The sequence below is a fragment of the Roseburia zhanii genome (genome assembly GCF_014287635.1).
Lineage (GTDB): Bacteria > Bacillota > Clostridia > Lachnospirales > Lachnospiraceae > Roseburia_B > Roseburia_B zhanii.
This window is the reverse complement of sequence record NZ_JACOPH010000014.1, coordinates 51,803-77,280: the sequence shown is the minus strand read 5'-3', so window position 1 is coordinate 77,280 and position 25,478 is coordinate 51,803. Positions and strand designations below refer to the sequence as shown.

The 25,478-nt window shown below is 36.8% G+C and carries 30 protein-coding genes; 2 read left to right on the top strand and 28 right to left on the bottom strand.

The genetic code is table 11. From position 1 onward, the window contains the following. Positions 1-22: 22 nt before the first annotated feature. The 12 genes from H8S17_RS13210 to H8S17_RS13155 form a co-directional block, all read right to left on the bottom strand. Positions 23-1,300 carry a DUF6070 family protein gene (locus H8S17_RS13210; RefSeq protein ID WP_186867619.1) on the bottom strand — a complete coding sequence of 426 codons (1,278 nt, stop codon included), beginning with the start codon at positions 1,298-1,300 and terminating at the stop codon, positions 23-25. Beyond that, the gene (locus H8S17_RS13205) at positions 1,300-2,457 is read right to left on the bottom strand and encodes a DUF6070 family protein (RefSeq protein WP_243238086.1); all 1,158 of its coding nucleotides are present in this window, start codon (positions 2,455-2,457) and stop codon (positions 1,300-1,302) included. Before H8S17_RS13205 ends, H8S17_RS13210 begins: the two co-directional genes overlap by 1 nt. 13 nt (positions 2,458-2,470) lie before the next feature. After that, complete coding sequence (locus H8S17_RS13200; RefSeq protein WP_186867618.1) at positions 2,471-4,567, bottom strand: penicillin-binding transpeptidase domain-containing protein; 2,097 nt, start codon at positions 4,565-4,567, stop codon at positions 2,471-2,473. A 98-nt stretch (positions 4,568-4,665) separates the two neighbouring features. Next, positions 4,666-5,175 (bottom strand): hypothetical protein, encoded by a 510-nt coding sequence (locus tag H8S17_RS13195; RefSeq protein ID WP_186867617.1) that lies wholly within the window; start codon positions 5,173-5,175, stop codon positions 4,666-4,668. 311 nt (positions 5,176-5,486) lie between these two features. Beyond that, positions 5,487-7,067 (bottom strand): recombinase family protein, encoded by a 1,581-nt coding sequence (locus tag H8S17_RS13190; RefSeq protein WP_186867616.1) that lies wholly within the window; start codon positions 7,065-7,067, stop codon positions 5,487-5,489. After that, complete coding sequence (locus H8S17_RS13185) at positions 7,067-8,710, bottom strand: recombinase family protein (RefSeq protein ID WP_186867615.1); 1,644 nt, start codon at positions 8,708-8,710, stop codon at positions 7,067-7,069. Before H8S17_RS13185 ends, H8S17_RS13190 begins: the two co-directional genes overlap by 1 nt. Continuing rightward, positions 8,711-10,372, bottom strand: coding sequence for a recombinase family protein (locus tag H8S17_RS13180; RefSeq protein WP_186867614.1), 1,662 nt, complete (start codon positions 10,370-10,372; stop codon positions 8,711-8,713). 159 nt (positions 10,373-10,531) lie between these two features. Next, positions 10,532-10,780, bottom strand: a complete 249-nt coding sequence (locus H8S17_RS13175; RefSeq protein WP_005602804.1) for a DUF6870 family protein — start codon at positions 10,778-10,780, stop codon at positions 10,532-10,534. A 77-nt stretch (positions 10,781-10,857) separates the two neighbouring features. Beyond that, on the bottom strand, positions 10,858-11,244 hold the full coding sequence (locus H8S17_RS13170; protein ID WP_005602806.1) for a type II toxin-antitoxin system PemK/MazF family toxin: 387 nt from the start codon (positions 11,242-11,244) through the stop codon (positions 10,858-10,860). Continuing rightward, positions 11,237-11,404, bottom strand: a complete 168-nt coding sequence (locus H8S17_RS13165) for a hypothetical protein (protein ID WP_186867613.1) — start codon at positions 11,402-11,404, stop codon at positions 11,237-11,239. Before H8S17_RS13165 ends, H8S17_RS13170 begins: the two co-directional genes overlap by 8 nt. Beyond that, positions 11,394-11,714 (bottom strand): polysaccharide deacetylase, encoded by a 321-nt coding sequence (locus H8S17_RS13160; RefSeq protein ID WP_186867612.1) that lies wholly within the window; start codon positions 11,712-11,714, stop codon positions 11,394-11,396. Before H8S17_RS13160 ends, H8S17_RS13165 begins: the two co-directional genes overlap by 11 nt. Positions 11,715-11,722: 8 nt before the next feature. After that, a complete protein-coding gene (locus tag H8S17_RS13155; protein WP_186867611.1) occupies positions 11,723-12,145 on the bottom strand; it encodes a hypothetical protein in 423 nt (140 codons plus the stop codon). Positions 12,146-12,481: 336 nt separating this feature from the next. On the opposite strand from H8S17_RS13155, the gene H8S17_RS13150 reads away from it, so the two are divergent. Then, on the top strand, positions 12,482-13,657 hold the full coding sequence (locus H8S17_RS13150; protein ID WP_186867610.1) for an IS110 family RNA-guided transposase: 1,176 nt from the start codon (positions 12,482-12,484) through the stop codon (positions 13,655-13,657). A gap of 721 nt (positions 13,658-14,378) precedes the next feature. Here H8S17_RS13150 and H8S17_RS13145 read toward each other — a convergent pair. Both H8S17_RS13145 and H8S17_RS13140 read right to left on the bottom strand, forming a co-directional pair. Next, complete coding sequence (locus H8S17_RS13145) at positions 14,379-14,702, bottom strand: helix-turn-helix domain-containing protein (protein WP_005602820.1); 324 nt, start codon at positions 14,700-14,702, stop codon at positions 14,379-14,381. Between the two features lie 192 nt (positions 14,703-14,894). After that, positions 14,895-15,107 (bottom strand): helix-turn-helix domain-containing protein, encoded by a 213-nt coding sequence (locus tag H8S17_RS13140; protein WP_014081251.1) that lies wholly within the window; start codon positions 15,105-15,107, stop codon positions 14,895-14,897. Between the two features lie 248 nt (positions 15,108-15,355). On the opposite strand from H8S17_RS13140, the gene H8S17_RS13135 reads away from it, so the two are divergent. Beyond that, positions 15,356-15,589: a hypothetical protein gene (locus H8S17_RS13135; protein WP_005602824.1), complete on the top strand. Its 234-nt coding sequence runs from the start codon at positions 15,356-15,358 to the stop codon at positions 15,587-15,589. Between the two features lie 24 nt (positions 15,590-15,613). Here H8S17_RS13135 and H8S17_RS13130 read toward each other — a convergent pair whose 3' ends face one another. The 14 genes from H8S17_RS13130 to H8S17_RS13065 all read right to left on the bottom strand — a co-directional run bounded on the left by H8S17_RS13130 (position 15,614) and on the right by H8S17_RS13065 (position 25,477). Next, positions 15,614-15,958 carry a helix-turn-helix domain-containing protein gene (locus H8S17_RS13130; RefSeq protein ID WP_005602826.1) on the bottom strand — a complete coding sequence of 115 codons (345 nt, stop codon included), beginning with the start codon at positions 15,956-15,958 and terminating at the stop codon, positions 15,614-15,616. A 260-nt stretch (positions 15,959-16,218) separates the two neighbouring features. Further along, positions 16,219-16,734 (bottom strand): hypothetical protein, encoded by a 516-nt coding sequence (locus tag H8S17_RS13125; RefSeq protein ID WP_243238085.1) that lies wholly within the window; start codon positions 16,732-16,734, stop codon positions 16,219-16,221. A 106-nt stretch (positions 16,735-16,840) separates the two neighbouring features. Next, positions 16,841-17,104: a hypothetical protein gene (locus H8S17_RS13120; RefSeq protein WP_005602830.1), complete on the bottom strand. Its 264-nt coding sequence runs from the start codon at positions 17,102-17,104 to the stop codon at positions 16,841-16,843. Between the two features lie 488 nt (positions 17,105-17,592). Further along, positions 17,593-18,366 carry a hypothetical protein gene (locus H8S17_RS13115; RefSeq protein ID WP_005602834.1) on the bottom strand — a complete coding sequence of 258 codons (774 nt, stop codon included), beginning with the start codon at positions 18,364-18,366 and terminating at the stop codon, positions 17,593-17,595. Positions 18,367-18,418: 52 nt separating this feature from the next. Further along, a complete protein-coding gene (locus H8S17_RS13110; protein ID WP_015521442.1) occupies positions 18,419-18,958 on the bottom strand; it encodes a hypothetical protein in 540 nt (179 codons plus the stop codon). 65 nt (positions 18,959-19,023) lie between these two features. Further along, a complete protein-coding gene (locus H8S17_RS13105; RefSeq protein ID WP_005602838.1) occupies positions 19,024-19,551 on the bottom strand; it encodes a hypothetical protein in 528 nt (175 codons plus the stop codon). A 52-nt stretch (positions 19,552-19,603) separates the two neighbouring features. Then, positions 19,604-20,092, bottom strand: a complete 489-nt coding sequence (locus tag H8S17_RS13100; RefSeq protein WP_006859337.1) for a hypothetical protein — start codon at positions 20,090-20,092, stop codon at positions 19,604-19,606. A gap of 146 nt (positions 20,093-20,238) precedes the next feature. Continuing rightward, positions 20,239-20,388, bottom strand: coding sequence for an AgrD family cyclic lactone autoinducer peptide (locus H8S17_RS13095; protein ID WP_005602841.1), 150 nt, complete (start codon positions 20,386-20,388; stop codon positions 20,239-20,241). Beyond that, on the bottom strand, positions 20,385-20,966 hold the full coding sequence (locus tag H8S17_RS13090) for an accessory gene regulator B family protein (RefSeq protein WP_005602844.1): 582 nt from the start codon (positions 20,964-20,966) through the stop codon (positions 20,385-20,387). Before H8S17_RS13090 ends, H8S17_RS13095 begins: the two co-directional genes overlap by 4 nt. Before the next feature lie 137 nt (positions 20,967-21,103). Beyond that, on the bottom strand, positions 21,104-22,408 hold the full coding sequence (locus H8S17_RS13085; protein WP_005602847.1) for a sensor histidine kinase: 1,305 nt from the start codon (positions 22,406-22,408) through the stop codon (positions 21,104-21,106). Continuing rightward, positions 22,409-23,134 carry a LytR/AlgR family response regulator transcription factor gene (locus H8S17_RS13080; RefSeq protein WP_015561011.1) on the bottom strand — a complete coding sequence of 242 codons (726 nt, stop codon included), beginning with the start codon at positions 23,132-23,134 and terminating at the stop codon, positions 22,409-22,411. Positions 23,135-23,323: 189 nt separating this feature from the next. Beyond that, positions 23,324-23,908 carry an accessory gene regulator B family protein gene (locus tag H8S17_RS13075; protein WP_005602852.1) on the bottom strand — a complete coding sequence of 195 codons (585 nt, stop codon included), beginning with the start codon at positions 23,906-23,908 and terminating at the stop codon, positions 23,324-23,326. 14 nt (positions 23,909-23,922) lie between these two features. Next, a complete protein-coding gene (locus H8S17_RS13070; RefSeq protein WP_005602854.1) occupies positions 23,923-24,087 on the bottom strand; it encodes a cyclic lactone autoinducer peptide in 165 nt (54 codons plus the stop codon). 103 nt (positions 24,088-24,190) lie between these two features. Next, on the bottom strand, positions 24,191-25,477 hold the full coding sequence (locus H8S17_RS13065) for a GHKL domain-containing protein (protein WP_005602855.1): 1,287 nt from the start codon (positions 25,475-25,477) through the stop codon (positions 24,191-24,193). Position 25,478: the final 1 nt, after the last annotated feature.

The window sequence follows — 25,478 nt, the reverse complement described above, 5'->3', positions numbered from 1 at the left end:
AAAATTATCCTTTCCTTCGAAATCACCTTTGCTGTGATTTTGCTATTGGCGGCAATTCCAATTCTATTTGCTCTATAGAATTAGAAAGATACCTAAAAGTTCCGTCTTCAAACGGCTGAACTACAACCGTATTTCTAAAAGCGAGGTCAGAATTATAATCCGGCCATACACCATCTACGATAAGTGTGAGCGTTCCATCCGCATTTTCCGTATAATCTACTACTTCTCCAAAAGGTGGATACGGGCTGGCATAAATCATCTCATATTCATAGCTGTTGCTGTCTTTATCATATCCACAATGTTCTCGCAACTGTTCTACAGATACCGGAAAATAGGTAGTCATTATCCTCTCATATTCTTCTGCTGGAATTTTCCAATTTTCTGTTTTCAAATTTTCTCCAGTATAAATCCGATAGATATCTTCATACATACAAGGCATAAGAATATCCTCTACATTACTTCTGTCCCAGTTTGTGACAAGCACATTATAATTCACATAGCTTAGTCCTGATATGTATTCTTGCGTCAATTTCCGGCAGTCTTCCGGAAGCGGCTCTATTCTCCAATACTGTCTCAAACTTGCATGTGCAATCACATATTCAAATGCGTAGATAAAATACCCTTTTTCTGTAAGTTTAATTTCTGTCACATTACTTACCGAAGTTCCCTGTATCTCCGGTATACCGCCTTCTTTCCACCGGATTCCTATGTAATAGGTCTGTAACTCACCTTTCCGATAGATAAAAGTAAATGCTCCAATCAGTCCATCCCGCTGCACTTCGAATATGGTAACCATTGAATCCTTCCCATTCAGATAATCTGAGTAAAACATTTCTATCTTTTCAGGGTTCTGCATATTAGTATCTTCTTCAACACTTACCAAACCGGCCGCTCCTAACTGCTCCACAACCGTTTTCCGTTGTTCGCTTGTAAATTCACTAACACCGGAGGAATAATTCGCAGCATCTTTAATTATCACATTTTTATAGATTTCTTTAACCGATTCTGCTGCCGACAAAACTGTACTTTGTAGATGCTGCTTTTCCTCATCAGAAATAAGACAATCACTGGCTTGCGGAATAAGCCAATATGCTGAATCTATAGAAGTTTCCGTATCACTTTCTTCTTCCGTTATCGTTTCACTGTCTTTGATTTCCACCGGAGGCTCCCACACTTCTTCTGCCGCCTTCTGTTCTTCCGTGTGCTGCTTTCCACAACAAAGCACTCCTGCTATTACCGCAATAAGCAACATCAAAATCGGAAATCCCCATTTCTTCAACAGCCAATTTACATCTTCCATCATTCGCCTCCATACAGTTCTTCCCATTCCTCTGCTGTCAAACGGGGTGTGTGCCATGTTTCCTCACTATTATCCTCGGAAGGTATGATCCGATTGGATACATATTGTACTCTGCCATCCTCCAAAGGACGAATCACAACCTCGTGAGCATATACTTTGGAATTTCCCGAATATGGAAATACCACATTAGCAGTAAGTGTAATTGTTCCATCACTGTTCTCCGTATACCCGATTACTTCTGAATATGGGTATTCCGGGTACTCTACTTCTTCAAAACCCCTCGGCTTGTATTCATATGTGGAATCCTCCGAATCATAGACTGTTTTGGATTGCAGTGTTTCACTGTCGATATTAAAATATTCCATAATTACATTTTCAAACTCTGTTTTAGGAATATGATAAACTGCACCTATGCCTAAGTTATCATCTGCTACATATGGAAATTTTTCATTATGCAACTTTGGATACAACAAATCAAACATGTCATAGAAATTCAAATCACCAAAATCATCCTCATTCCAATCCACTAAAAACATATTATTTAACTCATATCCTATTGGCAAAAGATATTTTTCATTTAATTCCCGACACTTTGCATCCAATGGCAGTATACGAAATGCTACATGCTCTTCTGCAGAACTTAATGTTAATACATACAATTCTTCTGAAAAATAAGTTCCAGAAAACATCAGATATCCATCATCGGTATATCTCCAATAATCGGTTTGATATTCACCCTCATCTTCACTTTTCATAATTCCATCTTTATATCCGTAGTAACATCTTTTCACATGAACCACTCCATTTTCTGTCTGTAAATGATAGACTGAAAATCCTCCCAAACTACTCACTTGGATAATTGTCACTTCTGCTTCTTTCTGGTTCTCTACCGAATCACAAAAATCCATCACACTTTGCATTTGTGTCATATCAACTCGATTTTCACAATCAACCGCTGCATATCCACATTCCCCGAATCTTTTTATGACTTTACATACGGTTTCCATATCCGTTAGTTCATTGTTTTTTGCAGCTTCCACATAAATATCTATCGGAATGTTTATAAAATTGTCATCTATTTTTCTCTCATCGACAATTTCAACAGATTCAGAAGCTACTGGTTCTTCTGTATTCCCTTTACATCCCGAAATTTCCATCAAAAATCCTATACTAATTATCAGACAACCACTTTTCAAGAACCTGACTATCTTTTTTGACAACATAACCACTTCCACCTCTTCCCTTTACATCTTCTACCATACTAATAATCATAATAGGACGATCCATATTTTCATCCGTTGTAAAAACAGAAAACCATCCCAATTCCGTTCCTGTTGTATCTTCTTTTGACGCTTTGATTTCTGCAGTTCCTGTTTTTCCAGCCAATGTAATATCCGTTCTGCATGCTGCATAGCCAGTACCATGAGGATTGTTTATGACTTCTTTTGTATCCTCCAAAACCATCTGTGCTGCATCCTTTGTAAATGCCGCTGTGATCCAAACGTTCGGTATCGCATCTTCCTTATATGTAAGATATGGTTTTATCATATTTCCTTCATTGCAAAATGCAGAATATATACAAGCCATATGCAAAGGATTTACAAGAATCTGACCTTGTCCATACCCACTATCAGCCAACTGTATCTCTTTCTCAATTTTATCTGTGTTAGAAAACTGCGATTTCGCCACTTTAATATCAAACGGAAGTTCTTCATTGAATCCCAATTTTGTTAATGAACTTTCCATATCTCTTTCACCAATTTTTAATGCCGCCTTGGCAAAATAAATATTGTCTGAATATATCAAAGCATTTTTTAAAATAACCGGCTCATAGGCATGAAGCGTCGTTACATGATATGACCCCCATGATGAATCTTTCTGCCAGCTCAAACCTTCATTTCCATAATCCTCGTTAGGATCAATCGCCCCCGTTGTTAATCCAATAGCAGCTATGATTGGTTTAAACGTAGAGCCCGGACACCAGACCTGTCGAAAACGATTATACATAGGTTTGTTCTCATCTTCATTCAGCGCATTCCACTTTTCACTTGACATGCCCCTAATAAAATCGTTGTTATCATATGAAGGTGTACTGACTAAAGCCAATACTTCTCCCGTATACTGATTGATAGCAACTGAACAGCTCTTATCATCTTTAAATTGTTCATATAATTCTTTTTGCAAATTCGAATCTATCGTTAGTTTTATATCTTTTCCATTTTCTACAATCGTGCTTACTATGATTTTTTTCTTATTGCCGTTTGAATCAACAATAGAAATAGCACACCCATTCTGTCCCTTTAATTCTTTTTCAAATAACCCTTCCATTCCACTTTTTCCAATCACACTGTTCGATGTATATCCCTCCCCTGCGTGTTCTTCTAAATCTTCTGCTGTAACGTTTTGAACATATCCTACTAAATGTGCAGCAGCCTCCCCCAGTGGGTATTCCCTTACAGTGATATCTGAAATTTTCACACCTGGAATCTCTAATAATTTCTCCTGTCTGTCTTTCTCTGCCAATGTTTCCTGATCTGGCTCAATCGACATCAGTTTTAATTCATTCACCTTTGGAGCTGTTTTTAATGGTACAAATGAATCATCTTTTACCCATTTTGCTGCTAATTTTTTTTCTATATCTTCTGTTTTCATTTCCAATAATTCTGCCAACTGACTGATAGCATCATTCTTATTCTCTAATTTTCCGGGAACTACGCCTATAGAAGAAGCCACTCCCTCGCCTGCAAGCATGTGACCATTTCGGTCTATAATCTGCCCTCTTTTAGCACTTGTTGTAGACACTTTTACCTTATCTGTGGAATCCAGCTCTGGAAATATCAAAGAATCATTCCATATCAGCTTATATTTGCCTTTTTCCAGTATAAATGATGCCTTATTTTCAAAAGTTACATTTCCTGCAACAGTATCCATAGATGTTTCATAACAGATCTCTTTTTGTTCTTTATCATAAGATGTGATATGAACTTTCATATTATCTACACCAATTCCCTCATAAATAGCAGAATTACGTTTTACAAAATCTTCCTTGCTGATATTCCCGGATGTTCCTGCATCAATCATTTCATACATTTGTTCATACTCCCGATTTAAAATATGCGCCATGTATGTTTTTAAAGCATTCTCCGGTGATACATCAGGTACACTTTCATGCCATACAAAAAATGCAATCACAGCTATAGTCAAACATAAATTCATGAGCCATATAATGTATATCCTGCTTTTTTTCTTTTTCCTTTTTTTCGTCATAGCATCTCCTTTTCTTACAGTTGTAAGATTTCAATTTAAAAATTTTTCCCATTGTATTTCAAAAATTTGAATCTATAAATTCCATCAAATTTCCTATGTTAATTATAATAATCATCTGGATCACCATATTTCAAAACTGCCTCCTGCAATTCATCATCACTTAACGTTCTCATGATTAACCAGTTTTCTTCATACATATAATGCGGATATCTAAATCTGGTTCTTACAAATGTATTATTCACATATAAAGCGATATGTTCATCATATTGCTCTACTTTTTCATCAAACTTAAAACTATATATCAACCAATTCCATGCGAGAAACAAAACAAGACAAAGAGTACCGGAAACGGTTACTATCGTCATCATCATTTTGACTACACCATGAAAAATCTTTTTAATCCGCCTTCCTAACAGACATGCCACTGTTATCAATGCTACCTGCCAAAACACGCATAACATCAAAGCAATCATAATTGCACTCTGCGGTATATAACATCTCCCGTCCCCCAGCAATTTCTCAACTAAAAAGAAGATAATTGTAATCATGCCCATCATACCAAGTACAAATATCAATATATAGTTCCATATTTTTCTCTGTATCTTCATGTGCCTTCCTCCATTCCTTTTTAAAATTTGAAATTGATATCACCCTATATCTTACGCGTGTAAGATTTAAACGTCAAGTCTTTATTTACTTTTTCTAAACTAATGAAGCATCCGGCACACCCTCCAGGAGTGCCTGCATCTGTCAAGACTGGGACAAAAAAAATTTTATTTTTTTCTGTACATATTCTATCAAACCCTTACTGATTTTTAAAGTACAGAATAGTTTATTACTATTAACCTTTTCGTTATTACCCATAGAAGAAGCCAGCAGCTTTTTCACTACTGGCTTTCTATATTACTCATTTTGTTTACTACACTGCATTTCGGATAAAGTTCTCACCCTTAAACACAACTTCTATATCTTTGTCGTTGTAAATGAGCACCTTATCAATTATGTTTGAAAGTACATCTCCGTCATACTGCTCCAGCATACTATACTGGGTTAGCTGTTCTATCTTCTCCTCTGAGTCTGGTTCCTGATTTGCAACTTTCTCCTGCAAATCTGATATCTGATTCTCCAGATCAGCTAACAGCTCTTGGTTTGTTTTTCTTAGCTGCACATATTCTTCTTTTGTGTACTTTCCCTCTCTGTATGACTGATAACAAGAAACTGTGCTGTTTGATATTCTGTCATACTCCGCTTTAAGCTCACTAATCAAATACTCATCGCTTGTCACCTTCCTTTTATCCTTTGATGCCTTTTTAAGTTCTTCTTCCTGTATAAGTGTTCTACAGATTTCCTTTGTGATTTCCAGCACCTTGTCCTGTGCTTCTGACTTCAGCATAAAAATCTGCTGACATTCGCCAGTCCTTACCATCCTGCGTTTTGGACAGAGGAGCTTCGGTGTACATACTGCACTGGAATTCATCAGCTTTCTCCCACAATAGGGACAGATAAAAAGATTTTTCTTACGTTTCTTTGTACTCTTTTCAATCCCTCTGGCTTCAACCCGTAGCATTTTATTGACTTCATCAAACATTTCATCGCTTACTATTCTTGGTATTGCACCTTCTACAACAGACCAGTCCTCTTTATTTCGTTTGCGAACCTTCTTATTATCTCCAAAACCAACAGTTTCACATTTATTCTGGATCATTATTCCTTTGTACTGCTCATTCTGGACAATCGCTATAACTTCTGAATTATCCCACATATAATCCCCTTTATTATGAACCGGAACATAATTGATTCCATTCTTCCACTGGTTTTGAACTCTTGTCGGGATTTTTCTCTCATTTAATATGCGGGCAACCTCACTTGCATTATATCCTGCAATGATCAGTGAAAATATCTCCACAACAACCTTTGCAGCTTCTTCATCGATTATCAGCTTATGCTTATCGTCTGGATCTTTCTTGTATCCATAGCAGACAAATGATGCCGTGTATTCGCCGCTCAGATTTCTTGTCCTTCTGGCACTCTTTACCTTTCTTGATAAATCCATACTGTAAAGCTGGTAAATCAGATTCTTATAAGCTACATCCATTCCTCCGGTAACACCAAAGTTTCTGTCACTGTCATAATTATCGTTGACAGAAATAAACCTCATTCCCATTGCAGGGAATACAAACTCCAGATAGTTGCCTACTTCAAGGTAATCCCTTCCAAATCGTGAAAAGTCTTTTACTATGATACATTCAAATCTTCCAAGCTCTGCGTCCTGTATGAGCCTTTGGAATTCTGCCCTGTTATTGAACATTGTTCCCGAATATCCGTCATCAAAATATTCTAGTACCTCAAAGCCTGCAAATTCCTCTGTCTTTTTGATGTACGCATACAAAAGTTTTCTCTGTCCTGTAATACTGTTACTTTCGTCTTTTGTTCCTGCTTTTACCTCCTCATCCGCATCCGAGAGACGGATATAAAAGGCTAATTTTCTTTTCTCAGCCATTATCCTGCCTCTCTTTCCATATTCAGTTCTGCGAATTTTTTCAGTTCATCTTCATAGTTCAGAACGATCTCAAGATTCTTGTTTTCGTATATGCGTACCTGTGCAACAAACAAATCGACCATTTCCTGCGTCAACTTGCGTTTTCCTTTAAAACGGAGCATTTCAGCTTTTAACTGGGCAACGGTCTTTTCAGCACTTTCATACTGACTTGCCGCCTGCCTGTATTCATCAGCCTGTATCTTCAATTTCTCAATACGCTGCGAATACTCCCTGTTCAGTTGCAGGTATTCCTTTTCATCAAGCAGTTCTTCTGTGTAATCTGCATACAAGCCGCTCTTTAATTCCATAAGCCTGTCCATTTCCTTGACACACTTATTCACGGCTTCCGTATATACCTGTTCCTGTCTGATTACCCTGCTGTCATTGTGGTGTGCCTTTAATATCATTTCCCGGTCAACAAAGACCTGTATCTGCTCTTTTATAACGGCAAGCACCGCTGCATATACATCGTCTACCTTTACAGGCAGGCAGTTACAACTATCCTTTCCATATCTTTTTCTATGCGTACACATATAAACCTTTGCGTGTTTCTCTGGGTGGATATGGATACTGCTTCCACAACATCCGCAGGTGATTTTGCCTTTCAGCATATTCACTGTCTGCTTTTTTGCTGGCTTTATTACCTTTCTTTTATTCTTCTGTACCGCATAGAACTGTTCCTTTGCAATAAGTGCAATATGATGTTTTTCAAAAACATACCACTCATCTTTATTGGTAGTATGCCTCTTTTCGTGTCTGTACAGGCATACCCTGTCTTTACCTGTCACATATCTTCCAATATAGACTTCATTCTTTAAAATCTGTGACAATGTATCAACAGTCCACTTAACTCCACGCAGCTTTTCAAGTTTCTCTATATTATGCCTTACTTTGTACTGGGCAGGTGTAAGGATATGCTTCGCATTCAGTTCTGCCGCTATCACAGAATGCAGTGTACCTTTTTCTGCCTCATTAAAAATCCACCTTACAACATCTGCGGCTTCCTTATCCTCAACCATTACCTTGACTTTATTTTCATTAAAGACTACCTTATAGCCATAAGCCACATTTCCAGTCGGAATACCTTTTTCCATCGCTTCCTGCTTACTGGAAGATATTTTCTTTGAAATATCCTTAGCATACAGATCATTGGCTATATTCGTGACCGCAACCATAAGGTCTGCGTCTTTCTTTGAGGAATCATAATTATCCGTAATCGCTACAAAGCGGATATTCATCATCGGGAATACACGCTCTACCAGATTGCCCGTTTCAATGTAATCTCTACCCAAGCGGGACAAATCCTTTACGACAATACAGTTAATCCTTCCTGCCCTCATATCTGACATCATACGCTCAAACTGAGGTCTGTCGAATGTTGTACCGGAAAATTCATCGTCCATATAGATGTCATAGATTTCCATATCCAACTGCTGGTCTACAAAGTTTTTAATGAGATTTCTCTGATTGATTAAGGTTTTTCTGTCTCTGGTTTCCTCTTTTTCCGCAGACAATCTCACATATATGGCAGTTTTATACACTTTGGATAATACATTCAGTGTATCCGGTGATTGTTTCGGCTGTGTTCTTGACTTCCTTGCCATTTAAACCACCAGCCTTTCCGCATCATGCTGTCTTTCCAGCTCCCCGGCTCTTGCAACGATTTTTCTGTATTCATCGTCACAGTCCAGTACGATTTCTATATCACCGCCCTCATATACCTTTACAGACTGTATAAGGCTTACTACCACATTACGGGTAAGAGAAGGCATTGTTTTCCATTTCCTGTGTTCTTCCAGCCACTCGGTATCCCTTTCAATCCCGGCAGCAATGTTTTCCGCTTCCTTCTGCAACCTGTCGATTGCCTTTTCCGCCTCTGCTCTTTTTACCTCAAAACTCTCCTTGATAATCGCAAAATCTGATTTATCAACGATTCCATCTCGGTAATCCTCATAAAGCGAAACAAGCATCTGGTTGTATTTGGTTATCTCTTTCTCTTTTGCACTGATCCTCTCTTTTGTCTTTTTCTGGTCTATTCTGAAATTGGCACTATTGCCAGCTTCCTTTATTACCTCATCCGCATCCAGAAGTATTGCTGTCATATCCCTCAAGGTATCAAATACACGGCTTTCCAAGTCTGCCTCTTTTATCCTATGGGAGCTGCACTTCTTATTCTTCTTGTTATTGGAACACATATAGTAAACATACTTTTTTCCATTTACTGTAGACACCTTTCGTGTCATAAGTGCCCCACAGTCGGCACATACTGCTATTCCGGATAAAAGATAAATAGAATCTTTTCCTGGTGCCATTCTCATATCCACCGACAACAGACGCTGTACGATCTGGAAAGTCCTTAAAGATACCAGTGCCTCGTGATTGTTGTGGCATACTGCCCATTTCTCCTGTGGCTTTAATATCTTTGTTTTAACCTTATGGTTTGGTGTTGTGATTTTTCCCTGTACAAGCGTTCCTGTGTAAATAATATTCGTTGCGATACGCCTTACCGCAACAGGAGTCCACAGCAGCTCGTCTTTCTTCTGAAATGCTGTCTTATAATTTTCGCCATTGCTGAGTTTGTATGCCATAGGTGACAGGATACCAAGAGCATTCAGCTTATCGCTTATGGCATCAAGGCTCATTCCATTCTTTATCCAGCGGAAAATATCCTGTACCACATGACCTGCATATTCGTCCGGGACAATCACATTATGGTCAATCTCAGATTTCTTGTAGCCATAGACACAGTAATTTCCTACAAATTCTCCGTTCTGTCTCTTTGTTTCAAGGTGGCTTCGGATTTTTATGGAAATATCCCTGCAATAAGCGTCATTGATAAGATTCTTAAACGGAATGATTATCTCGTTTCCCTGTGCCTGTGTATCTGCACTGTCATAGGCATCATTGATTGCTATAAATCGTATCCCCATTGCCGGAAACATCCGCTCAATGTATCGCCCTGCGTCGATATACTCTCTTGCAAACCTCGAAAGATCTTTTACAACGATACAGTCTATAATACCGTCTTTCACATCCTGCATCATAAGTTTAAATGCCGGACGGTCAAAAGTTGCCCCTGAATAGCCGTCATCCTCACGGATTGATACTATTTCAATATCTTCTTTGTCTTTTAAATAATTAAGTATCAGGGATTTCTGATTTGAGATACTGTTACTTTCAGCTTTTCTCACATCATCAAGATCGCCATCTTCCTTAGATAATCTAACATAGATGGCTGCTCTGTAAATTCTTTTAGAATTGTTCATGTCCACCACTCCTTCGATTTTCTAAGTTAGAAGTCCCAAATCAAGAGGAATGGAAACATAAATATGAAATTGATACCCTTTCGGGTTAGATGTCCTTATTTGTCTGTAATGATATCACAAATCCATCTGAATTTCCACCCCTAATTTTGGCTGACTGCTCTATACATTGGCAAGCATAGCAATATAATTGTCTTTCAGGCTTTCCCCGTTATCAGAAAATGAAATCTTAATCTTGCTCTTTCCTGATCTGCGGAAATACGGATTACCTGTCTTTGCAATCATTCCCGCAACCTTCTTTTCCACAGGCATTCCGTCAGCGTACTTTATGCTGTTTACTTCCACCAATGTATCAATATCAACATCTTCTAATCTCTGTGCCGATATTTTGTCCAACTGTTCAACTGTCATCCTATCCCTCCAATCAAATTAAGCCGCCAGATATGCTGACGGCTATGTAACACCGGAGCTTTCGCCCCGGTTGGAATTTATGCGATTGGATTATTATGTTTTGTACTCATACCCAACTGGATCTGCATACCTTTTGTTATCTGTCTTAACTGGTTTTTGCTTACTTTCCCGATTTTTTCTATCAGGTCCGTATCTTTCACATCACATAACTGCTCACACTGAGCGATACTGTTCGTTCTTAATCCAACAGCCTTAAACGAACTGATAAAAATATGTGTTGGCAGATATGTCTTTTTATGAATCTTACTTGTAAGCGGTACTGCATGGAATACTGTGCTATGTCTGTTTGCACTGTCATTGCTCACAATCACTACTGGTCTGATACCGTGCAGCTTGTGGTCATTCTCATCTTCCGGTACTCCAAAATCAACCATCCAGATATCGCCCCGTCTTATTTCACTCATAATATTCACTTCCTTGTCTGTCAACTGGTATTTCCTGCCCACGGATATATTCGACAGCTTCCTGTTGCGTAGGGCAGGCAACAACTCTGTCTCCTTTCCCATCAAACACCACGGTTTCTGATGAAAATGTCACTATGCTTAATTCCTTTTTATCCGGCATTATCCTCCTCAAACGAGATGAGAGCAGGTTCATAGCCCCTGCTCTCGTCATTGATACTGATACCGTGCTCCGCTGCAAGCTCCATAATACCCTTTACCACATCTTTGTCCGATGAAATATCATAGATACTGCTTACCAGAATACTGATAATAAAATCTCTTTCGATATAAAATTTAAGTCTTTCCACAGACTTCGTATCTTTAAAGATTGTTTCTACAATCTCAAAATCCGCTTTCTTAGCATATGCTTCTATCCTGTCTGCGGCTCTGTCGGCATTCCTGCCTACACAGATAACACAACACTTACTCATAAAACCTCCTATCTGTCGGCTCTGAGACGTCTGAAAAATACTGCCATAAAATCAGCAAGTGAAACAATACCGTTATCTTCCTTTTTCCCTGCCTGCTCCATCTTCTGATAATATCCAGCCATATCATCGTTTGCTGTCTCAACCGTAATGCCGTGCTCTCCGAGCATAATAATGTTATCCATAATTGTTTCTTCACAATCGCCCACCATATCACTCATAAAAGTAACAACCACATCAACATCTTCTACTTCTGCCATACCGACAAAGGCAAACTTCATAGGAAATGTCATTCCCTCCGGTCTTGCATTCTCTGAAATGACTGCAACCACCTCATATCCATTCACAGTGCAATACTCCTCAAGAACCTGCATTACCATCTGATCTGCTGCCTCATTTCCTGTTGCTCCAAAATATATAACTGCTTTATTCATTTTAAAATCTCCATTCCTGTTTTTATTTTGATTTGATATCCTGTGCACACTTTATCTCGTATAATCCAATTATCCTTTTTTGAGGGTAATGGATTATTCTCCTTTCTCCCAATCTCTTGGGTTTTATTGAATACTCCATTATAATACTTAAAGCACTGTGGATCTGTATCTACTTTATTACAGCTTTGACTGTTCGGAGGTGACTCAGACCACAGCTTTTCGTCTATTACTGGTAATTAGTTTGTTAACGCTTGACGTTTCTATTTACGTGATTACACAGTCGAATTCTCTGTGGAAGACAACAGTGCTAAATTTTATTTCAGGAGGTATATCTCTATGTCCATGTACTTTGTTGGAATTGATATTTCCAAGTACAAGCATGATTGCTGCATCATTTCTGCAGCCGACCAGCAGATTATTTCTAAATTTACCATTACTAACGACAAGCATGGTTTTGAACATCTGCTTACTACCCTTCATTCTCTCTCCAGTCCCAAAGATATAAAAATAGGGTTTGAATCAACTGCTCATTACGCCCTCAATCTCGAACTTTTCCTCGAAAACGCTCACCACAGCTTTATGGAAATTAATCCATTTCTCATCAAGGAATATAAGAAGTCTACAACTTTAAGGCGAACCAAAACCGATTCTGTTGACTGTGAATCAATAGCCCGGTGGTTAATGACAGTTGAATACAAACCCCATTCAAAAGGATTTTACCACGCCTATTCCTTAAAGTCACTAACCCGTTTACGTGATCGTCTCATTCGACAGCGTTCTTTTTATCTTGTGAAGATCACTAATGTTTTAGATCATACTTTTCCCGAGTTTAAACCCTTTTTCAATGAACGGCTTTCCAAAACGGCCATCTATCTCCTTGAAAATTACGGTTCTGCCGAAAAAATGGCTCACATGAATTCCGCCTCTTATGACAAACTCCGTTGTGTCTCAAGAGGCAAGTTCTCTATACAACAGTTCCTTCGCTTGAAAGAGTTGGCTGCCAGCACAGTCGGTGTCAATAATTCTATCTTTGATATCGAATTAAACAGTTTGCTGACACTGTACAGCTCTCTCTGCAAAGAAATTAAAACCCTCGAAACTGAGATTACCAGACTTATTGATGAAGTACATCCTCACTATATGTCTATTCCTGGTATCGGTCCTATTTCAGCAGCCTCTATTTATGCTGAGTATGGTGACATATCCAATTTTTCAAATCCCGGTCAAATGCTTGCATTTGCCGGAATTGAACCCGGCATTAACGATTCTGGAACAGAATCTCATGGTGGCAGAATGGTGAAACATGGTTCATCACAACTCCGTTACGTTCTTCTTAATGCCTGCCTTCCTTTAATTCGGTCCGATATAACCTTTGCATCTTACTACGCAAAGAAACGTGCAGAAGGCAAAAAACACAGGGTAGCTATTACTCATGTAGCAAAGAAACTAATCAGAGTCATCTATGCATTGGAGAAGAAGGATATAGACTTTAATACTCAGAAGCTTCGCTAAAAAGCTATTCTCACATCTATTTGTCTATTCATCTGAAATACGGTATATTCAGATGATTTATTAAAGTTACCCTTTTTTGCAAATCTAACTTTTTTCAAAAACCTCTTGACTCTTTATAGTTTGTCACCTCACATAAACTGACCTGCCAATGCTCTCTGCACTTATAAGCCCCGTTGTTGTCTGCTGGTTACTGCAAATCAGTTTGTGTGGGAAGATAAAATACTATCTTCCCGGTTTCTTAACCATCCCCATATCGGGTAACATATCCTTTGCCAGCCACAATCACTTCGTAGTTTCCTGCCCATCTGGACTTACGAAAGTAGCCACTCTCTGAAAATGCGTTTTGCTGAAATTCAGGTGCACTTATTATCTCATTACCTCCGGCTGCTAACCCGGTAGGCACAACCCTCTGCTCTTATCCTTAAAGGCTCCTGCTGTTACGTTTCTCATAATCGGCTACAGTTCTGAGGATAGTCATCGCACGAAATGGGATTCTGCCACCCTGTCATAGACAAGGCGATATAAGCTCGTGGGATATGCGTGTCCTATTCTGTTTTCAATATTCAACGGTTCTTTTCTCAGAACCTGAACAAAGTATAACTGACACCACGCATCTTCTACAGTAACCGACACTCTTTTGAACTAAGAGTAACACTCCCACCTGTTCCAAATCCTTATAAAAAAAGCCGGACTGCATTATCAAAAATGCAATCCGACTTTTTTATTCTGTCAGAAGTTTCATATTGTCAACGGCATTTAATACCATATTCCGGATAAACTGTACTTCCTTCTCCTTCAGACCAACCAGCAGATCATCGACTTCTGCCTTTCTTTCACACCCACACACAAGATAATCCAACGTTATATGAAACAATTCAGCAATACTAATCAGCGTATCTATTTTTGCTCCATTTACACCAGCTTCAATTTTCCGCAGAGCATCCACTGACAATCCAATCTGCTCGGCAAGCTGCTGTCTTGTCATTCTTCTTGCCGCACGCAACTCTTTTATTCTTTCTCCACTATTAACAATATCGTAGTACACCTTCCACTCTTTTCCGGCACCTTATATATTTGCTTAAGCTGTATTCATTGTACCGTAAGCGAATCTTTTGTAAGAGTGACTAAACCAGCTATTTCAGGTGGAATATTGTACACCTTAATACCAAGAATATAAATATTTGCGGATTAAAAAAGAGATATTTCCAAACTCTCATTACATTTTGGAAATATCTCTTTACTTAATATCCTCATCCGGCACAAACTCCATGATGTCCTCTATCTTACAATCAAGTATGGAACATAATCTGTTAAGGATTACCGTTTTTACGACCATATTCTTTCGCAATCGCTGTAACTGTGCTTTATCTATTCCATAATCTTTAATTAGTGCATACTGGCTAATATTTTTCTTCTTGAGTGTGATCCATAACCTGTCATATACTATCATTACAAAGACCTCCTCCTTGTATTCTACGCAAGAGTGTCCTATAATGATATGGTGCGTGTATGCACCATACTGTATGTATATGATAGAATAGAAAATAGCCATAATCTGCATAGAAAACAGCTCTCAAGGTTATTATGTAATATAGAACGGATTATCTGTTTTACTTTTATGGTATTCAACCGGGACAATTCAAGCACCTGACAATTTGACCGCAAATACCCTTCTCAGAAAGGATTCACAACAACACTATGAATGATAAAAACACATACTCTGTTGATAAATATTTGGAAATCATTGCCGAAAAAGAAGGAATCACAAAAGAAGAAGTCCAACAGGAAATTGGGCGGGCAGTTTCCATTGCTTTAAAAAGCCCTGATCCAAAAATGCAACGCTTCTGGACAGACTTTCCATGTGAAAATGATACTCCCACCATTGAAGAAATCATATACCATCTCGCTGAAAAATTTGCAAAAGAGTCATAGACAAAGGACAGGATAACTACCCGTCTATTCACTCAGATAATCTTCCTGTCCTCTTAATATTTGTTCAATCATATGTAATGCAAATTCTATTTCTCTTTCGTCACATCGATTCATCATAAATGCAAAACGCTCAATGTGTTTTTCTGGGTGCTGCTGGCTCATCAAAACCATAGGCGATGACTCCAATGCATGAACAATATTCAAATATGTATCAAGACTCATTGCCCTTCTGCCATTTTCAACACTTTTGATAGTATCCAATGATACATCTGCCCGTTCTGCAAGCTCTGCCTGTGTAATTCCAAGCCTTCTGCGTTCTTTTCTGATATTCTCTGCAATAATTTCGTATATGTGCTCTCTTTTCCCCATAGCCCCATCATCCTTTCTGACTTATCGCATTATATCAGAAATTATTATGGGTTTTAGGAAACTGTAATCCTTTGACATTTTCGTGTAATACTTTGCATATTCCTTCTAAACACCAATCTACTTTTACACTGAAATTTAAAATTTCAGCAAAATGTATATAACAACATGAGAAAAGCCCGTGGCAGATCCACGAGCTTTATCTCCAGTTTGAAGCATGGATATAGATAGTTCCCTGCTTTTATTTAGTGTAACATACACCTTTACTTAGCTACATGTGTAAAATCCCAGTGCGAAAATACGTCTACATAGCAGGTTTTTGTTTCAACCACATATCTCTCCATGCCGCCTAATGCTTCATTATATCTTTCTTTATATTTTGTCTCAACGACCTTATATGTATAATACATAGGACGATATTTGATTAAATAATGAGATCCTTTTGGAACAGTTACGGAGTATCCGCTACCTAAAGAATATGATTTTGATGCACCTAGTGTAACACCCAACTCACTTCCTATAGTTCCACCATTTGTATATCCACCGGAAACTGAAGCTTTAAAGGAAATATTATAAGAAGTATCTTGAGTGTAATTCAATGATAATTTTGCGCTAGATGTAGAACTACCACCACTCGTGCCATTTCTCCATGCACCACTTTTTAAACTACCTTTGGTATATTGATAACCATATACGGTAACAAAATCAGAAATGCGTTCTTCATTTTCCTCATCAGCTTTAATTTCCGTTTCAAAATAATCAGCTCCATCATGAGGCAAATTTTCAGTGTCATAGTTATGAGTCTCCGCAGCAAACGCTGTTGTCGAGCACCCCCAAAATCAATATAAAACTTAAAACCATACTAATTATTTTTTTCATTAGAAGTCACCCCCGCTTTGCTTTAAAAAAACTATAAACCAGATAAATAATTGCCAAAATGATACTAAAAACAAAAAAGCCACCAATATAAATAAGAGGACTTTTAAAAAGATAATCCATGTTATTGGTAAGATATCCATTTCCTGAACTAAATCCAGTTATTGAGTCAATATATTGGACAATAATGGAAAGAAACGGAAGCGTACTTAAACCAAATATGCCAAAAATTATCATTATTATAGCTAAAATCTTCAAATGAAAATCTTTCATCAAAATCACCCCCTATTTTAATATCATTTTGTCGTTATATGCAGATCATTCTATAAGCATATTCATAATTATATTTACTTCTCCTTTCCTCAGTATTCAATGTGCCATATAGAGCAATCTGTTGTATATTCTAAGAATAGCAGGAATCAAAGCAAAAGAAAATATCCTATGCAGAAAGTGACCTGTTTTTGCAGAAAATGACCAACAGAACAAAAATTACTCAGAAATCAAGTAAAAAACACAGCATTGATACTATTTCAAAGCTACAGTTCTGCTCTAAAGAATATATTGAGAGTACGCTTTCAACAATATTTCCTAGTCTAAAAACGGTATTAGAAGAATTTTGGTAAAAATTTAGCAGGCAATAATTTGAATATTATTGCCTGCCAAATTAATGATGAAATCATATGATTCTTCTGTCAATCAGAACCAATCTGCTTTCTCCTATCGGAGTCCAAGCATACACACTCTTGCAATATAACGTATCATCAGCTCCGAGCCTGTGCTTTCTGTATATTGTCTGACCAATACTTATTGCTGAAAAAATTCCCATTTCTAGGCAAATTTCTGAACATATCCATAACAATATCATATGATAAGCCTGATGTGTCCACAAACATCTCTTTCCCATCTTTAGATTTAACTGCAATTCCGTTATCACCCACATACGCTACTGTATTGTCATCTAATTTCTGTATTAATCCCGTCATTTCCGCAAATTTCTTTAGCGCAAACTCCCCGGATTCTTCACAAAGTTTTCGGAACTTTTCTGCATCCTCACCTACCATATACGGATATTTTCCATCTCTAATATACCATGAAATTCCCGTTTCTGAATCCGTGTATTTAGGATCAGTTAATGCCCACTCTTCCAAAGGAACACCCTGATACCATACTGTCATTTTTTCACTGGAATCATTGCTTATTTCTGGTTCATCATTTTGAATTTCTTTCTCAGCAATTTCATCCTGCCCCTGTTCATATCCTCTACATGACACGTTACACTTTAGTGCCTCATAAATTTCTTGAACATTTGCATATTTGTTAACTGCTGCAACATCCGGTGTCTCTAACACTTCCTTTTGTTGAAAAGCCTTTGATTGGTTATATTTTGAACCTGATTTTCTTCCTGCGTAAATATTGTTATTTACAGCGGTATTTACCATATTTACCATATTTATAATCCCTCCAGCAGCAATATAATCTAATTTTCTTATTATAGTATGTTGCACTTTATGCCAGATTGCTATAAAATGCAACATACAATGAAAATATTCTGTTGCGCTTGCTTAATATCCCATATTCAAGCAGCTATTATTGTGCATAAGCAGCAGAAGCAATATAGCCTACCTGCGAAGACCCAACAGAATACAACTCATAATGGAAATGGTATCTAACGCCTACCTTAACACCTGTAAATGTCAGTGTCCATGAATCTCCTGAATAGTTAGCAATTTGTACCGGTGCACTTGTTCCGTCATTTCCTACAAGAGTAATTGTTCCCTGAAGATAATCTGTTCCACTTTCATTAGGCATATAAACATTTAAGCACAACTTTGTAACGCTTGAGTTATTAATGGTGTAATAATAATTTCCGTTGAATACACCGCTTCTGGAATTGCTTCTTGTAATGGTTCTATTTGCATCATACTGAATCGTATCTGCAAGAGCAACGGCGTCATCATAAGCAGGTACTACGTCCAAATCGCCACAATCGCTTACTTCTACTGCCTTATTTGCATTAGGGGCAGCCTGTCCCTGAGTGGATACTTCACTTGCAAACGCAGTTGTTCCCATTGCCAAACATAACATCAAACTCAACACCAACGCCTTTAAACTTTTTACTTTCTTCATTTTAAAATCTCCTTTCAAATTAACATCGTATAAATTTTCATTCCAACAGGAATCTATAAACAACTTTATGCTTTTTTCTGTCTTTCCAGATTTAGATAAGTATTCATATTTCGCATATAAAACATCTGCAAATCATACTTTCCTAATTTGTTCATATCCTGAATAACCTTTTCAAAGCTGGATATAAGGTCACATCTTTCATTTAATCCCATGTGACCAGTTTCTTGTGGAAAAGAGCTGAGACTATTACCCCTATCAACATCATAATATGCCTCCAAAGCACTCATTTCGACATAAGAAGCATTTCTCAAATCAATATCGTTAATATTAATCTTTTCTTCAAATTCTTTTCCATTTTCATCAATCCCTTTGGCTATCACTACAGGATTATCATCTGTTGACTCTTCTGCATACTTAATATAAAACGAAAGACCGGTTCCATTTCCGCCTGAAAACAACATATCATCCGTCTTTAAATACACTTTCATTGATGTCTGAGGAAATGCCTCATTTCCGTTAACAGATGTTTTGCTATTGTTTTGTCGCTTTCCAAATAATTCAGATACACTCTGCACTCCCGAACCAATACGCATTTAACCACCTCCATTCGCATTATAATATGTTATTTATATGAATTAACATATATTAGTTTGCACTAAACGTGAATACCGTTGAAAAGGAACGTGTAGTATTAGGGAAGTTTGTTGACCTGAAAGTTGTATTAAATCTATAACTTCCCGCTTGCGTAATCGGACCACAATCATATGTATAATAGAAGCCATCTGCGCCTGTACCAGATATAATAAATGGCTCCTGATGTATCCACGAAATACTTCTTCCATCAAATGTTGTAGTATCGCTGCCATATCCATATACCTTGATCGTAACGCCAAAATTTCCATTTGTAAGCCAGCCATATTTATAAAGTGAAATGCTTGTCACCTGCGGAGCCGGTCCATCTCCAGGCCACCATAGCGGATTAATCCCTTCCTCATTACCACTGCCTTCAACTATTGTTCCTTCCTGATCTCCTGCAATATTCACCGTCATTCCACCATCATTGGTTTCAGAATATTCAGGAATACTACTCTCCTTTTCTGCTGCTGACACCATTGTTCCCATACCCATTAACATAGTCAATGCTAATGCAAATGCAATAACTTTCTTAATTATTTTTTAACATATCAGTACCTCCTTTTTATACTTGTCATCTTGGAATAAACAATTAAGTTCCTATAGCATCTATGGCTACAGATATAATAGTAAAACACGCCAGTTAACTATCTTTCACTTTTCTTCTGGATAATCGGACGTTTCGGCTGATGAAATATTCCCATGCATGCAGGTGGGAATCTATCTATTCCATATACAGCTTCATTTCTCATGACATGTTCTACAACCTTCAACACTTTCTTATTAACCTTCTTCATTCTTTCACCTCCTGTTTAAAAATTTTTGCTATACACAGCAAAGCTGCACATAATATAACAGCTATTGCCATATAACTAACGTAAACCATATCTGCATCTAACAGAACACAGCCAAGTATTATGCACCCCTCAAGTAAAACAATAGTCCTCGCAGATTTTTTCGATTCCATCAATTCATCTGATGTCATGTGCATATTAGGATGATTCGCTGTACCAATCAATCCTATCCCTGTTATAGCAAGTAGTACTATTGCAAATAACCATTGTGGATGTTCTGACAATTTTTCACTTATAATCACGATAACTAAATAAGAAACAATGGATGCTAAATAACATCTATAAAACTTGTCCAGATGATATCCGCCAGTTCTCTTTCTTAATTCTAAAAAAAACACAAGAAAAAATATAGTTGGGAGCAGCTTGTGAAACATCAAACTGATTACGATAATACTGCCAACAGTAATAAATTTCTCTATCCAACAGATAAAAACATAAACATATCTTGCTTCCATCTCTTTGTCAATTAACCTTGCTTCAGTCATCTGACCAATTAAATCATCAGCTATTTTTTCAATCATAGTTATGCCTCCTGCCAAATTAAGTATAACTTTATCTGTTTACAAAACAATATCCATTGCAGAAAGTGACCTTTTTTTGCAGAAAATGACAAAAAAAAGTGATTTGCTTGCAGCAAATCACTTTTTTAAGGTTCATCTTAGTTTGGCAATATAACTGAGAAGTAGAACTCATTATTATCATTTCGTATAGCATAAGAGCCTTGATATTTTGTTATAACCTCAATTATATTTTTTATTCCAACCCCATGCTCATCCATTTCATATTTCTTTGAGGTCTGTATTTCTCCATCTTTAATATTAAGTTTACCATCATATGTATTCTTTACAGATATAATAATGTTGTCTTTCTCTTTAACCAGTTTCATTTTCATAAATTTTTTGCCTGAGCACTTTTCACAAGCCTCTATTGCATTATTCAAAAGATTCGATAATATAACAACAATATCCTCATCACACATTTTAATTCCTGATAGATCATTGATTTGAAAGATAAATACAATGCCTTTATCCAATGTTTCCTTATATTTGCTATTTAATATAGCATCAATAATCACATTATTTGTTTTAATATAATCTAACTCTGTACTCAAATTTCCGCTTATACTTTTCACATAATCCTTTAGTTCATCATAATTTTCCATCTCTATCAAAGACTCAATGCACATAATCTGGTTCTTATATTCATGTGTTTTTTTCCGTTGTTTAACAAAATTTTCTGAAATAGAACGGTACATGTCTGTCTGATTTCGTGCTTTCAGTTGAAACACTTCATTTTCACGAATCTTAATTTCACGTTTTAATATATCATTTATCATATAGAACACAACTATATTCATCCCTGCTAAACACAATGCTATAACCAAGAATACATTTTCCTGCTTTTGATTCTCAATGTTTCCAGATGTCATGATCAATGCAATAACTGTGAAGATTGTAAAAACTGGGAAAAAAATAAATCGAAGCCAATCTGTACTTCTTAAAACATCCGAGGACTCCCCTCCTACTTTCTTCCTGATAAGCAAAACAACTAGGAAAAGAATTATTTTTCCCAAAACCGTTATTAAACTTCCACCTACAAAATGCAACCTGCTAATTTCTGCTATACTATCAAAAAGAGAAACATTTAACCATAGTGTAAAATAGTCTACAGAAAGCAGCAATGCCTGAAATAATAATGATAAGATTATTGCTTTTCCGAAATGAATTTTAAAATAAAAGCACATAAACACCGCAACAGCAACTATAGCCAATATTTGTTTCAAGATAAACTTATCATAAAATAATGAAGCTATTACATATTCACATACCACAATTCCTAAAATAATACTATAATTTCTATAATTATTTTTTGATCTCTTTTCAGCAAAACTTTCAAAAAATATTTTGCAGCATATTACCTCCAATATTATCATCATAATACTTTGAATGTAACTAATCAGCATCTACAATTCTCCTTTATACGAAACAAATGTTTCTTCAACAAATTTATATCGTGCTTTTGGAATTTCCAACTTAATACCATTGTTCAATAACGCCTCATACCGGCTGACTTTCTCAATATGCTTCATATTAACCAGATAACTTTGATGTATCCGGATAAAATCATTACCTTGCAACTCTTTTTCCAGCTCATCTAGTTTGCCATATATTGAATATTTTTTTAACTTGTCCTCCATAATGTAAAACTCAAGTTTATGCAATCTGCTCTCTATGTATAACAAACGCTCTAATGCTACAATCTTTGTACCCTCATTAAAGTTAAATTTCTTCTTTTGGGCTACATAATTCATATTCAAGCTGATTGCATCCATACACTCAAATATTAGTTCCGGAAAATTTACATTATTTTTCAGAATATATCTTATAGCTCCTACGCTGTATCCTTGAGGGGCACATGTAATAAATGCTGTAACAAAAACTATAAAAACATCATTGCTGACTTTTCTTATTTTCTGCGCAGTTTCCATTCCATCCAGTTCATCCATATTTACATCCAGAAAAACAATATCATACTTTGCTAGATTGATACCTAAACTTATAAAATCCTTTCCTGATTCAAATTCATCAATTTCGTATAATATATCATTTTCATTCATATATTCTATTAAAATATCATGAATGCGTTTTCTAAATTGTCTTTCATCATCACATATAGCAATTCTGAACATATGCTCATCCCCTTCCACACACAAATTTGACATACTTCTTTCATTTGGTTGGATTATTTTTTGTATATTTTCCTATTTTTTATTATATTTCGGCATTTTCATCCAAAATTTTAACCATTACTCTATATTTGTAATATTCCATGTTCGTCTACAAAATTATATATCAATACCTATTTTTAATACATTTTGCTATTGCACATATCGTTTCACTGCAATCTTTCCCATAACCATAAATACTGCTATCAGGACTATACTCACATACCCAGCATAAAAATAATCTTGTAGATCCAAACAAAATAAAATGATAAGAACACATACCTGCAATGCTGTTATGCAATGTGTTACCCTTGCATAATACTTTCTTTCTTCCTCATCAAGAGGTTTATTGATACTTTCCACTGGGGCAAGGACAATAATAATTACCACTGCAAGAACTCCGATCAATAAAATCACGGCATTAGGAACATTTTTCATTACAGGCTCATATGTATAAACCGGAATAAATAAAATTGCCATTGATATCAAAAAACAGCCGATTCTACTCTTACAGTGGCTGCCCCCACTATAGCTTCTCAACGAGGCATAAAATAACAGGAAGACCAGAACAAGTCCCGGTCTCCCCGTCACAATGCCAAATATTCCAGAAGCCAAAAGGTTTCCTGCAACAACAATGCCATTTTCTATCCCATATTGGTACAGTTCTGCATCCTCTTTTTGCACAATCTCCTTTTGTATCAATATTTCATTTATCTTCTTTGCAAATTTAGCAATCATACCCTGTTACCACCTTAAAATTTTCTAAGTTTTTTCGCATTATCCGGTAACTTGTCCTGTCCGAAAATAAACCAGCAGCAACGGTTCATATTGGTTGCAGTTACCGTAAGGGCAAGTGCTGCCACGCTGGTTAATGCTCCATGACTGAGTCGGTTCATCAATCTTCTTAATTTTGACATATATGTATGTCCTCCTTTGCATTTGATGAATGCACTATATCATACTTTACAGGAAAATGCGGCAAAGTGTAACAGATTGACATTTAAGTGTAACGCTTTGCATTTATTCCTTCACTTCAATTCCATAGAGCATTGCTGAAACCTCAAATATATCCCCTTTATCTGTAAAACTTACCGTTCCATTGTATTTTTCTACCACTTTGCGGACACTCTGAACACCATGCCCATGTCGGATATTATCTTTCTTGGTTGTTTTCAGGCTTTTATTTTTCTTTCCTGTTTTGCTGTTTGTTATTACAAGAAGCAAAATCCCCGACTGGTACTTATTTTCAATCTTTACAAAACGCTGTTCCTCCGGCACCTTGCTACAGGCTTCTACCGCATTATCCACAAGATTTCCATACAATACACCTATATCCCCATGATCAAGCTGCATCTTCTTTGGAATACGAATAGATGTTTCTACTTTTATCCCCCTTGCCTTTGCCCTGCCAAATTTAATGCGGAGCACAGAATCTACGATTGGATTATCAGAATACTGCTTTTCATCTATCTGCTCAAATTCTATGCACATCGCACCGATTTTCTCTGAAAGTTCATGCCCATCACTATTTTCCAACAGATGATACAGTTCATGCAATTTATGTTTCATATCGTGCTTTAACTTCTGCACTTCCTTATTCTGTTTTTCTGCTTCTTCATAATAGATGTCTTTATAGTGCATTTCTTCCCTGTACATTGCATCCTCATACTGTTTTTGCACAAGATAATTAAAACGTTCCATCATATACAGCATAAAATAATCTGTCAGGACAATGGAAATTACAATACTGGCACACATAAGCAGGCTTTTTTCACTGCCAGCTTCCAATGACAAAAGAATAACAAAGCAGCAGTTCAACACCGTAAAGGCAAATACCATAACAAGCACACCCAAAATTTCTTTCGGAAAATCAGCAATCTGCATCCCTTTCTTTGAAATCAATTTTGACAGAATATACATCACATTTCCACGAACAAAGCTGCATATTACCATTACAAAATAATATTTATAACTTTCTCCCATATGAAAATTCATAGCATGGAGTAACAGCAAGGCTACAGGTTCAAACAGCATTCCAATACCCATGAATGTCACAATATTTATAATTCTCGTCCACATTCCTGATTCATAATAAAATGATAACAGTATAAGCACAATCAAAAGAGTCGCAAGATTCAGATACGGATTTTTTATGCTACTGACAAATGTCCATATAATTGCAGCAATGGTAAATCCAGCCCATATCCATACCTTTGATACTGGTTTCATTTTCTTATTGGAATGAAAATAATACATAAACACTGCCAGATCAAACAGGCTGATGGCAAAGCGTATCACATATTCCATC